We start from the raw sequence: 14,080 nt of genomic DNA, 5'->3' as shown, positions 1-14,080 counted from the left end.
TGGAGTCTCTGATGGGTGGAAAACCTTATCTTTGTTTGACTTAGCATTATAAGGTATGAAGCAGTTTTCTTTCCGCCTGTCTCATTTTTTTCTACTTCTTTTCCTCTTGTGGTCGGTGCCGTCTGTCGGCCAGACCCGAGCTTTTGATTCGCGAGTGCAGTCGCTTCTTGTTATTCCTACAGGCACAGAACAGTTGAGGCTATATCCCTACTACCATATAAATAGTGGGGAAGGGCTGCGGATCAGTTTTGATCTTATGGGCGATGAGAGTACGACGCTGGGATACAGACTGCAGCACTGTGGTCACGATTGGCTGGCGAGTCCGATTTCTCCGGCAGAAGCTGTTTCCGGTTTTCTGGAGAACGAATTCGATCCGCCGGCCATTAGCCGAGCTACTTTGGTCAACTATGTTCATTACGAACTGTCTTTGCCCAATGCAAATTGCACCCCCAAGCTTTCGGGGAACTATCTCATGACCGTATTCGACGTTTATGATCCGGACGAAACGCTTCTTACCATTGCCTTTCGCGTGGTGGCTCCGTTGGCTTCCCTCAAGGGTTCGCAAACGTCCGTTACTTATGAAGACATACACGGTCGTCACCAGCAAGTCAATGTCGAGGTGGATCTGAAGGGCTTACGAATCCTTTCACCGTCGGAGGAGCTTACCCTTGTCGTGGGGCAAAACGGGTGCGAGACTGAGATGCGTTCGCTCTCGAGACCTTCGAGTATTGCAGGTAATACCATCGTATATGATCAGCATGCCGGAGCTTTGTTTCCGGCAACCAATGTTTACAGGAAAGCAGAGATGCTCAGCGATAGCTACAACGGTATGGGCGTGTACCGATCTTACTCACGCAACGGGCACTATGTGATGGAGTTGTATCCTGACAAAAACAGAGCCGGATTGCCCTATCAGTTCGAACAAAACAACTTCGGGAGACGTATCATTCGCACTACCGATGGTGCGAATAGTGCTACCGAAGGAGACTACTATGAGGTTATCTTCTCTTTCGAGAGTGGAAAGCTGCCGGGGCCGGTCGTTTTGTCCGGAGAGGCTTTCGATTTTCTCCCGATGAGCGAACGTGAGCTTTTCTATGATGCTTCGGAGCAGATGTACACTCGTACCCTCATGATGAAACAGGGATACTTCAATTACCTCTACATTCTTCAAACGGAGGATGACAATCTGCTCTCTCGGACAGCTCTGACCGAGGGCAATCATTACGAGACGGAGAACAGATATACCGTCTTTCTCTATGCCAAGACTCCGGCTGACATTTATGAAAGTCTCATAGCCGTTTTGGAGGTAAAATGACGGCTCGATCGGCGAACGTTTCATGTCACCGATTCTCTTCCTTTCGGGCCTTGATATAAAAGAGGATGGACTACCCTCGCAGGACGATCGTAGCCGATCGTATATCTGCTCCAATGGGAGGATTGAGCTTGCTCAGGCTTACCGTGACTTCGTTCACCTGCGGAAAGTCGTGTCGGACTCTTTGCAAAATTCGTCCGGCGACATGCTCGATAAGATTCGAGGGCTGTAAGACCTCTTCCTTGACGGCTTCATAAACGTGTCCGTAGTGGATGGTGTCTTCAATGGTATCTGAAATAACCGCTTGGGTGACATCCACGGACATGCAAAGATTGACTACAAACCAATTCCCCACTTGTCGCTCCTGCTCAAGCACACCATGTCGGGCATAAAAACGCATTTCTTCCAATTTGATTTCAGTCGTCATAAAGCTTACAGAATTTGAAGGGTTATGGTCAAGAGACATATATCATGAAAATGGCTCCACATGGATGACTATATGTGTGGGCTGACCGTACCGCCGACGCAGCAGCTTCTCGACCCTCTGCGTAGCAGCATGAGACAATGATACGGAGAGGCCGCCATCCATCAAAATATCGGCTTCGACGGCATAGTAATTGCCGATATTGCGAGTGCGGATCCGACGCACACCTTTTACCATCGACTCCGAACAAATGATTTTTTCTATCTCTTCTTCTATATCATCCGGCAAGCTCTGCTCAAGCAAATCGCGAAAAGCCGGAAGGGCCATTTGAAAACCTACCTTGATGATAAAGACACTGACTACAGCAGCTGATAGCGGTTCGAGGATCATCCAACCGCGTCCCAAAAGAAAAGCACAGCCAATCCCGATGAAAGTAGCCACAGAGGTATAGGCATCACTACGGTGGTGCCAAGCATTGGCTATGACTGAACGACTATTCTCCTCTTTTCCGACACACCGCGTTATACGGAACAGCCACTCTTTGGACACAATAGAGACAAAGGCCATAAGCAAGGCTATCGATCCGGGACGAGCTAATTCCTCCCCAAAGCGGAGATAGCGATATACCTTGGTCAGACCATCGGAGCAGAGCATAGCTCCGATGATGATCAGCGTAACGGCAATGATCGCAGTGGCGAGGGTCTCGAACTTACCATGTCCGTAATCGTGGTTCTTATCGGATGGCTTTCCCGAAATGGAGATAAAAATGAAAACCACGAAATCGGTCAGCAGATCGGACAACGAGTGTATCGCATCGGCAATCATGGCTCCGCTATGCCCGACAAAACCGGAGAAAAACTTCCCGATCGTCAAAAGCAAATTACATAGGCAACCGACCATCGTAATACGTTTGATACGTCGAGAACGCCGATTAGGATCCGAAAGTGTAACCATACCCAAAATCGATGAAACAAAGAATTGCAAATCTAAACAATGTTGTTAACTTTGCAATACAGAGAAGACGAGGAATAAGCCGCACTGTTAGATCGGGGAAACTCATCATAACAACTATTCCGAGGACAATTTCATCGCTGATGGCGGGCCGCACCTTCGGGTTGCTTTGCACAGCGGATTACAAAGGTGGTGGAATCCTCAAATCCTGTCTTTCGGAGTTTACGCTATCCGCAGTGCGGCTTTTCATAAGTATAAGGAATGAGAGTGTGTCGAAAATGGCTTCAGCAGCGTTTTCGCCACACTTTTTTTGTGTCAGAAAGGAGCGATGGTAGCCTGCGATAGCCGTAAGTCACCGTAGCGATCCGGCATAAGGACAGTATTCTTATATCAAAAGAACGATTCGGCAAAAACGATGCTACTTGCCGATGGATTGGATGCGCCTTCGCACATCTTTGGATATTTCCAAGAACATATAACCCGACTTGCCGGAGTGAATATCGGCTTCGTTTTCCTGATATTTCTTGTTGGCATATTCTTTCGATTTCTCGAAAGTCAGTCTGGACATTTGATTTTGGGATTTGCCTATCATCGTCGAATCCAACTGCTCATCGGGGAAAAAGTCGTCCAAATCGACATCGCCGATCATCGTTGTCTCCAGAAACGTTTTTTCTTTTTTGGATATATCCGTGTAATAACCGACGAACATATGGCCGGGCATCCGAACGAGGATAGGTTCGATATTGATAGCCCGCAGCAGAGATGCAAAGAGTACACTGCCATCTACGCAGTTGATCTGAGAGGACTCCAATGCATCATCGAATGTGCGTACACGCTGGGAGAGAACGACATTGCTGGACAAGCTGGAATTGGCTACCGAGCTGTAGCGGAACTGCCTTTTCTGCAATATATTCCAAAGAGCATACACTTGTCTGTCCACAGGATTCCGGGGGCTTTGGTAACCTGAGAAGCGATTGACGATACGCGTGTTGAGTGCCTCTCGCAGCAGCTTGTCGATTTTAGGGTTCTCTTCATTGACGTAGGCGGCAAAGAAGATCCCCGTTTCGCAGAATACCCGCCCTCCACTCATATAGCCCAAGAGACACTCGTTGAGACTTCTGACAGAGAATGTCCGCACCTGTTGTCCCCAGTCTGTACCATTTATTTCCACCTTTATCGCCACACTGACCGGTTCGGCTTGATTGTTATTGCGAAGGGCTTCGTACTTCCATATAATGTCGGGGTATATGGTATAGGTGGAGCCTGACTTATCCAAGACAAATTCCGAAACGGACTGGGAGAAAAAAGGCGTTTCGGCCACTTCCACACGCACGCGGCTGTTGGCTCTCCGCGTTTGCACCCGAATCCCTATGACGGACTTCGGATTGCCCACATATAAGCCCTCGACCGGTTTGATTACTTCCGCATCGGTCGTGGCTACGGACAGTATGGCAGAAGGGAAGATGTTGCCACCCAACTCATCGACAATCTCGAATCGCTGTCCATAACCGGAATAACGGAAGACCCAAACTCCGACTATTGCGAGAAGGAGTACGATGGAAGAGAGTAGTAACAGCCACTTGGGTTTGGTGCCGAGATATGCCATTGGAATTAGTTTTATCTGGGACGATTGGGAATGACTATATGCTACAAGAGCATCCTCATCGTTTGTTCAAAAGAGGGAGAAGACTACCATAGCCCTCTTTCTTCATATCCTCTTTGGGAATAAACCGAAGAGAGGCACTATTGATACAATAACGGAGTCCGCCTTTCTCCAGTGGCCCGTCATTGAACAAGTGTCCCAAGTGGGCATCGCCGGTCGTACTACGCACTTCCGTACGAGTCATTCCGAAAGAACGATCGATACGCTCGGAAATCAGCTCTTTCCCTATGGGCTTGCTGAAGCTCGGCCACCCACAGCCGGAATCGAACTTATCGGTAGATAGAAATAGCGGTTCACCTGTAGTAACATCGACATAAATACCTTCTCGAAATTCATTCCAATACTCGTTGTCAAAAGCCGGTTCGGTGGCATTGTTGCGTGTGACGGCATACTGCTCAGGTGTAAGCCGGGTACGAAGATCCGTATCATCGGCCTTCTTATAGACTCTGGCATTAGGATCTGGGTTGGCTTTCCTCGCCAATTCGAATAAGGATGGATCGATATGGCAATAACCGCGAGGGTTATGATCCAAATAGTCTTGATGATAGTTTTCCGCAGGGTAGAAATTCTTGAGCGGCTCATTCTCGACAACAATGGGCTGATCGTATTTCGCAGCCAATTCGCTCAGTGCGGATGCAACGAGAGGAAGATCTTCTTGGTCCGTATAGTAAATACCCGTTCTATACTGAGAGCCGACATCGTTCCCTTGCCTGTTGAGGATTGTAGGATCTATGGTTTTGAAGAAGAGGTCGAGCAGCAGAGAGAGCGACACCTCGTTCGGATCATACTCGACCCTTACCGTCTCGGCGAATCCTGTAGCCTGGGAACAGACCTCTTCGTACGAAGGATCCTCTATATTGCCGTTGGCATACCCGACTTCCGTAGCTACGACGCCCCGTACTTGCTTGAAGAAGTGCTCGGTACCCCAGAAGCACCCACCGGCAAAGTATATTGTCTTCGTCTCGGGGATACTATCATTATGCTGTGCCGAGGGGGTACAGCTACCGGCACTAAGAGAGAAACTGAAAGCAGTCATACAGATTAGAATAAGAGAAAGGGACTTTAGAACAAATTGGATTGTTTTTCTCATGAGGATAGGGAACTGACAGATTGAAAAAGACAACAGGGCTATTCGTGATGATAGGGTTCATGATTGAGGATAGTCATAGCTCGATACACCTGCTCGGTGAAGAAGAGGCGGATCATCTGATGAGAGAAAGTCATTCGGCTGAGCGATATTCTATCGGTCACGGCCTCCTGCACAGTGGGGCTAAATCCGTATGGGCCTCCTATGACAAAGACCATCCGACGGGTGCCGGCCAGCATTTTCTTCTGCAAAAGGGCTGAAAACTCCATGCTGGAATACTCTCTGCCTCGCTCATCGAGCAATACGATACTATCCGACGGCCGAAAACGAGCGAGTATCTCCCGACCTTCGGCATCCTTTTGCTGCTCGGCAGAAAGCTTGCTGCCCAGACGGACATCGGGTATTACCTCCATTTCGAAAGAAACATAATGGCTCAGTCGACGAATGTATTCCTCCGTCGCCTGAGCCATTAGTTTACTGTCAGTCTTGCCAACAACAAGCAGTACGATCTTCATCAGAAAGGCAGATCATCCCCCGCATCGGCGTTGGAAGCCCAACCCGTTGCCGGCTGAGACGGTATGCTCGGTTGTTGCGTTGGAAAAGCCGGAGCACCGGCGGCTGGCATTTCCTGCGGCATCTGCTGCTGAACTTGCTGCCCGATATATCCGCGCTCCATGCGCCAAGCCTTCACATCGGTGTACCAACGGCCGTTGAACTCACGGCTCTCAATATCGACCCAGACCGTGACCTGATCGCCTACCTGATAGGAAGGATCAATGCGATCTCCCCACACGCTGAAGTGTATTTTTCGGGGATATTGATCCAGCGTTTCCAATATGTACTCCTGTTTTTTCCATTCCTTTCCGGATGCCTTGCCGACTCCCGAATTGAGCGGCAGTATCTGAATAAGCTGCCCTTGAATCTGAATATCCATATTTGTTTTGTTCTAAAATAGTTATCGTTGGTTTTCCATCGCTTCCGCCATGGCCTTATCGAAAACCTATGATGTGGCGTACTTCGGCAAGAGTTCGTGCAGCACTTTCACGAGCACGCTCGGCTCCCTCGCGAACCACTCTGTCCAAAAATGCTTCATCCGCCTGAATCTCCAAGATTCGCTCCCTTATAGGAGTAGTAAAGGCGACAATGTCAGCGGCCAACTGCTTCTTGAGATCGCCATAGCGAATAGAGCAGTTATTATAGAGGTCGTCGAAATGGCGATAGACCTCATCCGAGGAAACGATACGGAGCATGGAGAAAAGATTTTCCACCGGCTCCGGCTTCACGCTGTTAGGAACTTCGGGACCGGCATCGGTCACGGCTTTCATAACCTTCTTGCTGATAGTCTTGGCATCGTCAGCCAAATAAATGGCATTGCCTTCGCTTTTGCCCATCTTGCCGGACCCATCCAAGCCCGGCACCTTCAACGCCGTTGCTCCCAGAGAGAACGATTCGGGTTCGGGGAAGAAGTCTACCTCATAGATCGTATTGAAACGGCGGGCAAACTTGCGTGCCATCTCCATGTTTTGCTCCTGATCTTTTCCGACAGGAACTTTCACGGCACGATGAATCAGAATGTCTGCTGCCATCAATGTCGGATATGTGAGCAGGCCGGCATTGACATTGTTCGGCTGCTTACGGGCCTTTTCCTTGAAAGATGTCGTTCGCTCCAACTCGCCCAAATACGCATTCATATTCAGATAGAGATAAAGCTCCAGTACCTCTCTCACATCGCTCTGCACATAGATTGTAGCCTTCTCCGGATCGATCCCGCAAGCCAAATATTCAGCCAGTATCGTACGCACATTGCGGACTATATTATCCGGATGCGGATGTGTGGTCAGCGAATGCCAATCAGCGATAAAGAAAAAGCAATTGTATCGATGCTGCATATCCAGAAAACTCCGAATAGCACCAAAGTAATTGCCCAAATGCAGATTGCCGGTCGGCCTGATACCGCTGACTACAGTTTCCATACACAAATCCTGTTTTATTTGTTTTCCGATGGTCGCAAAGATAGGGAAAAAGAAACTTTTTGTCCGTAAGTTAGAGTATTTTGCAGATCCTGCACATTCCGGCAATGCACCTTCAAGTCTGGCAAGGCTTGCTCGGCCGACAGAGAACCATCAGCCTCTCCGAAATTTCCATGAAGGTGTCAGAAGTCCATCCTTTCGGATGTCTGAAAGCCTTCGCTATTCCGTGAAAAAATACGCGCCAAAAAAGTTTTCAACAACGAAGCTGAGTTTGGAATCATTCCAAATAAGCATCCGAAAGGAAGTGGATTTTGAGGTGAAAGAGAAAAGAAAGCGACCTTTTGGGACTTGCAATTCGCTTTGTAGGAGGTCGATTCGTGATTTATATATAAACCGTTTTCGATTTGTATATAGATTGTTTCTGATTTATATATAAATCGTTTTCGATAGATATATAGATTGAATGCTATTTGTATATAAATCGGATAACTCAAAAGGCCCTTATAGAGGGCTGTAAATAAAGAGGCATGCGCTGAGTTCTACAGTGAACTCGGCGCATGCCTCTTTATTTGTGAATATTTTATGGAGGATCTGTTCCTTTTTATTTGTCTGGGACAACCTCCCTTTTATTCAAATGCCGGGGTGTCGAATGTATCTGTCGGGGCGACAATGCCGACCGGAAGGATCTCGTGTGGGAGGTAATTTCAGTACTCATGATTTATTATCGTTTAGTCGTTTATTGAAAAGTAATTCTATTCGTTCGAAAGAGCGTTCGGTCGCAACATTAAGCTTCCCATAGCAACCTCTATCGGCTGGCAAATATAGCATAAAGTCGAAACCCGAGGGAATCGTAATCTGTACATTCCATTGCCAAGAGCAACGGCCCGCCCATTTTATCCGTGGGTCTATCTGTTTGGTGATATGTGAAGGGTGAAAAGGTGTTTAAGATTCGGCAAAAATAGTGTAGCTTTGCAATCTAAGTTTTTTGAGAATGTCCGCACAGACTTTTTTCTTCAAGCTACTGTTGCCTGCTTTGCTCCTTTGCACAGGAGTCGTTTCGGCACAAACCAACGTTGCTTCCTATGAGCCTGTTCGCTACAATGGAGAAGGGATTGTCTATGCCCTCCCACAGACTCGCATCGTCGTACGGGCACAATTAGAACGTACTATCCACAAGCCCGGACCGCTCCATCTCTATGCCCAAAGGTACTTCGGACAGGAGGCGAGTGGAGAACCGACCATCCATTACCGTTTGGGTAGAGTGATAGCCCAATCGGTGGGGGTACCCGATTTCGATCATGAATATATAGTAGAGTTCCGTGCCGGTACGGTGGCAGACTTCGTAACCCTCAACAAAAGAGGTGTCATAGTCGGCATCAATGCCGACAGACAAGACCTGCCGTCGCCATGTCCGGACACTCTCTTCCGCTTGCCGATAATACAGCCCGACATAGAAAAACGTCCTGCTTTGCCTCAGGAATATACCGTGGCAGGCACGAAAGGAAAGCAAGCGGAGATCGCCGCCGCCCAAGTATTCCGCATACGTGAGAGCCTGATGGATTTGCTGACCGGTCAGGCTGAGAATATGCCCAAGGATGGAGCAGCTTTGCAGCTGATGACACAAGAGCTGAAAGCACAGGAAGCTGCTCTGCTGGAATTATTCTACGGAAAGGAAGAGATTGCATGGGAAGAACGATCATGGACTATTGAACCCAAAAACAATATAAAAGGACAAATCCTTTTTCGATTCTCTCCACTTAGAGGGGTAGTCGATTCGGACGATCTTTCGGGAGAACCGGTTAGCTTCAGTCTTCGCATCACGGACAAGGCTCCGGAAATGGACGAAAAAGAGGCGGCCAAGTATGAAAAGAGTCTCAAGGGTATCGTTTACAATCTGCCCGGAGCGGCTCGCATTACATTGGAACACAACCGCAAAGTGCTCTTCGAAGAAGAACTTCCTATCACACAATTTGGCCGTAGACAGGCCTTAGCTCCCAAAATGTTCCGCGACAAGGGTCCGGCTATCCGCGTCGTATTCGATGAAAATACGGGAGCCATCCGTCAAATCAACGAAAACAAATAATAATCAACCATTAAAACGATTTCTTATGCTAAAGAATCACCCTAAAGGACTGATCGGGGCAGCCCTCTCTAATATGGGCGAACGCTTCGGTTTCTACATCATGATGGCAATTCTGGCTCTCTTCCTTGTGAGCAAATTCGGTCTCGAAAAAACAGAAGCCACCACTATCTATGCTACTTTTTATGCGCTGATTTATCTTTTGGCCTTGGCCGGAGGGTACATTGCTGACAAAACGAAGAAGTACAAGGGAACCATCTTTGCCGGTCTTATGCTCATGACTCTCGGCTACGCGATGATCGCTATCCCTACACCTACACCGGTGCCTAATTTTGCGCTTTATCTGACGCTTACCTGTATTGGCTTGTTTGTTATAGCCTTTGGTAATGGCCTATTCAAGGGCAATCTGCAGGCTGTGGTAGGGCAGATGTATGATGACCCTCGTTATTCCGACAAGCGTGATACCGGATTCCAAATCTTCTATATGTTCATCAATGTTGGAGCCCTTTTTGCTCCGATGATTGCAACAGGTATCCGTAATGGTTGGGTTCAAAGTCATGGATTCGAATATGACCCGGACCTACCTGCCCTTTGTCATAAGCTCATCAATGGTACCATTACTCCCGAAGCGATGGAGACATTCAAACGCATTGCAGGAGAGGTAAGTGGTGGAACTGTAACGGACTTCTCTGCCTTTGCAAACGAATATCTCAATATCTTCAACACCGGATTCCATTATGCGTTTGCTGCAGCAATCGTTGCAATGTTTATCTCTATTGCAATTTACATTGCCAATAAGAAGAAACTTCCCGACCCCAGCAAGAAAGCAGCAGCTACGGCAGAAGCCAAAGCGGAAATCCAAATGAGCAGCACGGAAATACGTCAGCGGATCTATGCTCTCTTTGCTGTATTCGCAGTAGTTATCTTCTTCTGGTTCTCATTCCATCAGAATGGTGTTACGCTTACATTCTTTGCAAATGACTACACGGATTTGAGTATGATCGACATCAATTTGGGATTCACTCGAATCAAAGGTGCCGAAATCTTCCAGTCATTCAATCCGTTCTTCGTTGTATTCCTGACGCCTATCATCATCGGTATTTTCGGATGGCTACGCTCTAAAGGTATCGAACCTTCTACTCCGAAGAAAATTGCTATCGGTATGGGAATCGCTGCATTGGCTTTTGTGATTATGTCCATCGGTTCAGTAGGTCTGCCTACTTCTGCCGAGCGTGAGGCTTTAGGCGGACTTACGAACGCACAGCGCGTTACACCTTTCTTGCTGATCGGAACTTATTTGATCCTTACCATTGCAGAATTGTTCATCAGTCCTCTCGGATTGTCATTCGTGTCAAAAGTAGCACCTCCTCACCTTCAAGCTGTGATGCAGGGCTGCTGGTTGGGAGCTACCGCTTTGGGCAATCAGCTTCTCATTATCGGTACGATTATGTATGAGAACATTCCTATCTGGGCTACTTGGGCTGTATTCGTGGTAGCATGTCTCATTTCCATGTTCACGATGTTGGCCATGGTTAAGTGGCTGGAGCGAGTAGCGAAGTAATATAGGGTCTGTTAAAGACTGACACTTCAGGAGGCTGTCTCATCTCGATGGGGCAGCCTCTTTTGTACTCTATTGTTTTCTACTTGATCGGTAATAGCATCGTAGCTGTGGGGCAATTAGTTTCTATTGCCGGAGCTTCTTTCTACTTTTGTCGCGGATGCAGACCGGAAAGGATCTGCTCCGCTTCCACATATGATTCAGACGATCGAAAATAGACTGATAAACGGTGGCGAACTAACTTTTGAGGAAGCCCTCCTGCTGGCATCCTCTGCCGATAAGGAAGCTCTCTACGAGACTGCACATCGGATCACCCGACATTTCATGGGCGATAAGTTCGACACCTGCTCCATCATCAATGCCAAGAGCGGCAACTGCCCCGAAGACTGTAAATGGTGCGCTCAGAGCCGCCATTATGCCACTTCGATAGAGAGATACGGACTTCTTACGGCCACGGTTTGCGCCGAACAGGCCGCTTACAACAGGCGGCAAGGTATCGGGCGCTTCTCCCTTGTGGCCAGCGGACGCACTGCGTCTATGAACGAGATAAGGCAGATGGCCGAAAGCTATCGTGCCATCAAGCAACGAACGGACATCAAATGCTGCGCCTCCTTAGGACTGCTCTCCGAAGAGAAACTACAGATATTATTCGACAACGGGGTGACCACCTACCATTGCAATATGGAGACGGCTCCGAGTTTCTTCCCCTCCCTGTGCAGCACCCACACGCAGGACGAAAAGCTCGCCACCATCCGAGCGGCACGCCGTGTGGGAATGCGCGTGTGCAGTGGCGGAATCATCGGCATGGGGGAGACGATGGAGCAGCGGATCGAATTTGCTTTCTTCCTGCGCAGCATCGATGTCTACTCCATCCCGATCAATATCCTACAGCCGATCCCCGGTACTCCGCTGGAGAAAACTCCGCCCCTGACCGAAGAGGAGTACCTGACGACGGTGGCACTGTTCCGGCTGATCAATCCTCGAGCTTTTCTTCGTTTTTCGGGAGGACGGGCACAACTAAGCCCTGCCGTTCAGCGCAAGGCTATATATATAGGTATCAACGCAGCCATTACGGGCGACCTCCTCACCACAACGGGAAGCAAAGCCGCTGAGGATATGCAGCTCGCTGAGGAATGCGGATTTCAAGTGACCAACGATACAGACTGGGAGGTAAGCTATGACCATTGACGAAATGCTGCAATTGGATCGCAACCACCTTTGGCATCCCTATACATCGACCATAGATCCATTGCCCGTATTCCCCGTGAAGCGAGCCGAGGGAGTACGCATCTATCTGGAAGACGGCCGCGAACTGATCGACGGCATGAGTTCGTGGTGGGCGGCCATACACGGCTATAATCATCCGCGACTGAATGCCGCCGTAGAACGACAGCTTCGGGAGATGAGCCACATTATGTTCGGCGGTTTCACCCATCGGCCGGCTGTAGAATTGGCCGAACTGCTTCTGAGCATCCTGCCGTCCGAGCTGAATAAAATCTTCTATGCCGACAGCGGTTCCGTGGCTGTGGAGGTAGCCATGAAAATGGCTCTCCAATATCAGCAAGCCTGCGGACAGAGCAGGCGTACCCGATTCGCCACGATCCGCTCGGGCTACCACGGCGATACGTGGCACGCCATGAGCGTATGCGATCCCGTCACCGGTATGCACGGCATTTTCTCGGGAGCCTTGCCCGTACAGTATTTCCTGCCACAGCCGAAGAGCCGCTTCGGTGGCGAATGGCTACCGGCGGATATGGAGCCGCTCCGAGACCTCCTCTCCGAAAAGGGAGCGGAGCTGGCAGCCCTCATCCTCGAACCCATCGTGCAGGGAGCCGGCGGTATGTATTTCTACCATCCCCGGTATCTCGTCGAAGCTCGCAGACTCTGCTCCGAAGCCGGCGTATTGCTGATATTCGATGAGATAGCTACCGGATTCGGCCGCACGGGCGAACTGTTTGCTCTCCGGCATGCTGCTACGGTACCGGACATTCTCTGCCTCGGCAAGTCATTGACCGGCGGCTATATGACTCTCTCTGCTACGATCACGACCGAAGCGATAGCTCGGACGATATGTTCGGGCGAAGCCGGCTGTTTCATGCACGGCCCCACGTTCATGGGCAATCCGCTGGCCTGTGCCGTAGCGACCGAAAGCATCCGCCTGCTGCTCGAAAGCCCTTGGCAGGAACGAGTCAAGACCATCGAAGCACAGCTGCGCGAAGAGTTGTCACCGGCCATTTCGTTCGATAGCGTGGCCGAAATACGGGTGCTCGGAGCCATCGGCGTAGTGGAGATGAAGCAGCCCGTGGATATGGCCACGCTACAGCAGCGATTCGTCCGAGAGGGAATCTGGGTACGTCCCTTCGGTCGTCTCTGCTATCTGGAGCCGCCCTTCATCATATCGCCGGAAGATCTTCGCACCCTCACGCACGGACTTCTCCGCGTACTCAGTCAGGATTGATCCATTTCATTTGTCCGATAACCCCACGATTTGTGCCTGATTCGAAGGGGGGGAGTCGGCGAATATGCCAATACTCCCGTACGAGTTTGCCATTTGCTCACCGCATGTGGATTAGCACCTGCCGACCTTTCTTTCGGCCATCCCGCTTGACGAGCGTTCGAATTATCGCAACCTTGCCCATACGTCCCAAAAATCTGCCGATTGCGGTCTGAGTTTTCCGGAAAAATGGCTCGAGATTTTTTTCGTTCCGGCGCGTAAATTTTTTACTTCCCGCGCCAGAGCTAAAAAGTTTACGCGCCATGTTTTTAGACGTCACAAACGCGAAAATTCCCGGGCGTAAACGACCGAACCGGCAGGAACCTGCCGCCATTGAAAAACTCTCAGACAATTTCCTCCGAAACGACACAGTCTCCCAAAGGCAGATCGGCCTGTGCCATGTCCTTCAAAAGGGGGGGCCATTTGATTGTCTCCAAGAGTATTACTCGTTGTTTCCGGATTTGTAAGGTTTATACGCGGGTTCTTTATTTTTCCTATCTTTGCAGCGTTTTTGATGACTCATGGCCTCCGGCTTCAGGCG

Annotated in this window: 14 protein-coding genes; 6 read left to right on the top strand and 8 right to left on the bottom strand. The window is 49.4% G+C overall.

What is annotated here, in order from left to right; translation table 11 throughout:
• The first annotated feature begins 55 nt into the window (after positions 1-55).
• Positions 56-1,315, top strand: coding sequence for a type IX secretion system plug protein (locus tag HQ49_RS09015; protein WP_039419604.1), 1,260 nt, complete (start codon positions 56-58; stop codon positions 1,313-1,315).
• Positions 1,316-1,385: 70 nt separating this feature from the next.
• On the opposite strand, the gene folB is transcribed toward HQ49_RS09015, so the two are convergent.
• From folB to trpS, 7 genes are all read right to left on the bottom strand, one after another.
• Positions 1,386-1,739, bottom strand: coding sequence for a dihydroneopterin aldolase (gene folB / locus HQ49_RS09010; protein ID WP_018965795.1), 354 nt, complete (start codon positions 1,737-1,739; stop codon positions 1,386-1,388).
• A gap of 42 nt (positions 1,740-1,781) precedes the next feature.
• Positions 1,782-2,690, bottom strand: a complete 909-nt coding sequence (locus tag HQ49_RS09005; protein WP_039419603.1) for a cation diffusion facilitator family transporter — start codon at positions 2,688-2,690, stop codon at positions 1,782-1,784.
• A 415-nt stretch (positions 2,691-3,105) separates the two neighbouring features.
• Positions 3,106-4,293, bottom strand: coding sequence for a hypothetical protein (locus HQ49_RS09000; RefSeq protein WP_052073478.1), 1,188 nt, complete (start codon positions 4,291-4,293; stop codon positions 3,106-3,108).
• A gap of 55 nt (positions 4,294-4,348) precedes the next feature.
• Positions 4,349-5,386, bottom strand: a complete 1,038-nt coding sequence (msrA, locus tag HQ49_RS08995; RefSeq protein WP_018965792.1) for a peptide-methionine (S)-S-oxide reductase MsrA — start codon at positions 5,384-5,386, stop codon at positions 4,349-4,351.
• 92 nt (positions 5,387-5,478) lie between these two features.
• Positions 5,479-5,952, bottom strand: coding sequence for a 23S rRNA (pseudouridine(1915)-N(3))-methyltransferase RlmH (gene rlmH, locus HQ49_RS08990; RefSeq protein WP_018965791.1), 474 nt, complete (start codon positions 5,950-5,952; stop codon positions 5,479-5,481).
• Positions 5,952-6,371, bottom strand: a complete 420-nt coding sequence (locus tag HQ49_RS08985) for a DUF3127 domain-containing protein (RefSeq protein ID WP_018965790.1) — start codon at positions 6,369-6,371, stop codon at positions 5,952-5,954. The genes rlmH and HQ49_RS08985 overlap by 1 nt, the downstream gene beginning before the upstream one ends.
• Positions 6,372-6,426: 55 nt before the next feature.
• Positions 6,427-7,410 carry a tryptophan--tRNA ligase gene (trpS, locus tag HQ49_RS08980; RefSeq protein ID WP_018965789.1) on the bottom strand — a complete coding sequence of 328 codons (984 nt, stop codon included), beginning with the start codon at positions 7,408-7,410 and terminating at the stop codon, positions 6,427-6,429.
• A 988-nt stretch (positions 7,411-8,398) separates the two neighbouring features.
• Here trpS and HQ49_RS08975 point away from each other — a divergent pair.
• The 4 genes from HQ49_RS08975 (at position 8,399) to bioA (ending at position 13,503) form a co-directional block, all read left to right on the top strand.
• The gene (locus tag HQ49_RS08975; RefSeq protein ID WP_039419602.1) at positions 8,399-9,490 is read left to right on the top strand and encodes a DUF4831 family protein; all 1,092 of its coding nucleotides are present in this window, start codon (positions 8,399-8,401) and stop codon (positions 9,488-9,490) included.
• 25 nt (positions 9,491-9,515) lie between these two features.
• Positions 9,516-11,048, top strand: coding sequence for a peptide MFS transporter (locus HQ49_RS08970; RefSeq protein ID WP_018965208.1), 1,533 nt, complete (start codon positions 9,516-9,518; stop codon positions 11,046-11,048).
• A gap of 192 nt (positions 11,049-11,240) precedes the next feature.
• Entirely contained in the window at positions 11,241-12,233 is a 993-nt protein-coding gene (gene bioB, locus HQ49_RS08965; protein ID WP_039419623.1) for a biotin synthase BioB, read from the top strand.
• The gene (gene bioA, locus HQ49_RS08960; RefSeq protein ID WP_039419600.1) at positions 12,223-13,503 is read left to right on the top strand and encodes an adenosylmethionine--8-amino-7-oxononanoate transaminase; all 1,281 of its coding nucleotides are present in this window, start codon (positions 12,223-12,225) and stop codon (positions 13,501-13,503) included. The genes bioB and bioA overlap by 11 nt, the downstream gene beginning before the upstream one ends.
• Positions 13,504-13,665: 162 nt before the next feature.
• On the opposite strand, the gene HQ49_RS12315 is transcribed toward bioA, so the two are convergent.
• A complete protein-coding gene (locus tag HQ49_RS12315; protein ID WP_230587293.1) occupies positions 13,666-13,740 on the bottom strand; it encodes a hypothetical protein in 75 nt (24 codons plus the stop codon).
• On the opposite strand from HQ49_RS12315, the gene HQ49_RS12310 reads away from it, so the two are divergent.
• Positions 13,712-13,843, top strand: coding sequence for a DUF1661 domain-containing protein (locus HQ49_RS12310; RefSeq protein WP_316931257.1), 132 nt, complete (start codon positions 13,712-13,714; stop codon positions 13,841-13,843). The genes HQ49_RS12315 and HQ49_RS12310 overlap by 29 nt on opposite strands.
• Positions 13,844-14,080 lie beyond the last annotated feature (237 nt).

The sequence above is a fragment of the Porphyromonas gulae genome (assembly GCF_000765945.1).
In the GTDB taxonomy this organism is placed as follows: domain Bacteria; phylum Bacteroidota; class Bacteroidia; order Bacteroidales; family Porphyromonadaceae; genus Porphyromonas; species Porphyromonas gulae.
The sequence above is the reverse complement of the archived record's forward strand: the minus strand, read 5'-3'. Positions and strand labels throughout refer to the sequence as shown.

Bases quoted from the DNA above. Each gene is read 5' to 3' on its own strand.
- HQ49_RS08970 (WP_018965208.1), top strand. From the start codon at position 9,516: ATGCTAAAGAATCACCCTAAAGGACTGATCGGGGCAGCCCTCTCTAAT.
- rlmH (WP_018965791.1), bottom strand. From the start codon at position 5,952: ATGAAGATCGTACTGCTTGTTGTTGGCAAGACTGACAGTAAACTAATG.
- HQ49_RS08985 (WP_018965790.1), bottom strand. From the start codon at position 6,371: ATGGATATTCAGATTCAAGGGCAGCTTATTCAGATACTGCCGCTCAAT.
- folB (WP_018965795.1), bottom strand. From the start codon at position 1,739: ATGACGACTGAAATCAAATTGGAAGAAATGCGTTTTTATGCCCGACAT.
- HQ49_RS09005 (WP_039419603.1), bottom strand. From the start codon at position 2,690: ATGGTTACACTTTCGGATCCTAATCGGCGTTCTCGACGTATCAAACGT.
- trpS (WP_018965789.1), bottom strand. From the start codon at position 7,410: ATGGAAACTGTAGTCAGCGGTATCAGGCCGACCGGCAATCTGCATTTG.
- HQ49_RS09015 (WP_039419604.1), top strand. From the start codon at position 56: ATGAAGCAGTTTTCTTTCCGCCTGTCTCATTTTTTTCTACTTCTTTTC.
- bioA (WP_039419600.1), top strand. From the start codon at position 12,223: ATGACCATTGACGAAATGCTGCAATTGGATCGCAACCACCTTTGGCAT.
- HQ49_RS08975 (WP_039419602.1), top strand. From the start codon at position 8,399: ATGTCCGCACAGACTTTTTTCTTCAAGCTACTGTTGCCTGCTTTGCTC.
- bioB (WP_039419623.1), top strand. From the start codon at position 11,241: ATGATTCAGACGATCGAAAATAGACTGATAAACGGTGGCGAACTAACT.
- HQ49_RS09000 (WP_052073478.1), bottom strand. From the start codon at position 4,293: ATGGCATATCTCGGCACCAAACCCAAGTGGCTGTTACTACTCTCTTCC.
- msrA (WP_018965792.1), bottom strand. From the start codon at position 5,386: ATGACTGCTTTCAGTTTCTCTCTTAGTGCCGGTAGCTGTACCCCCTCG.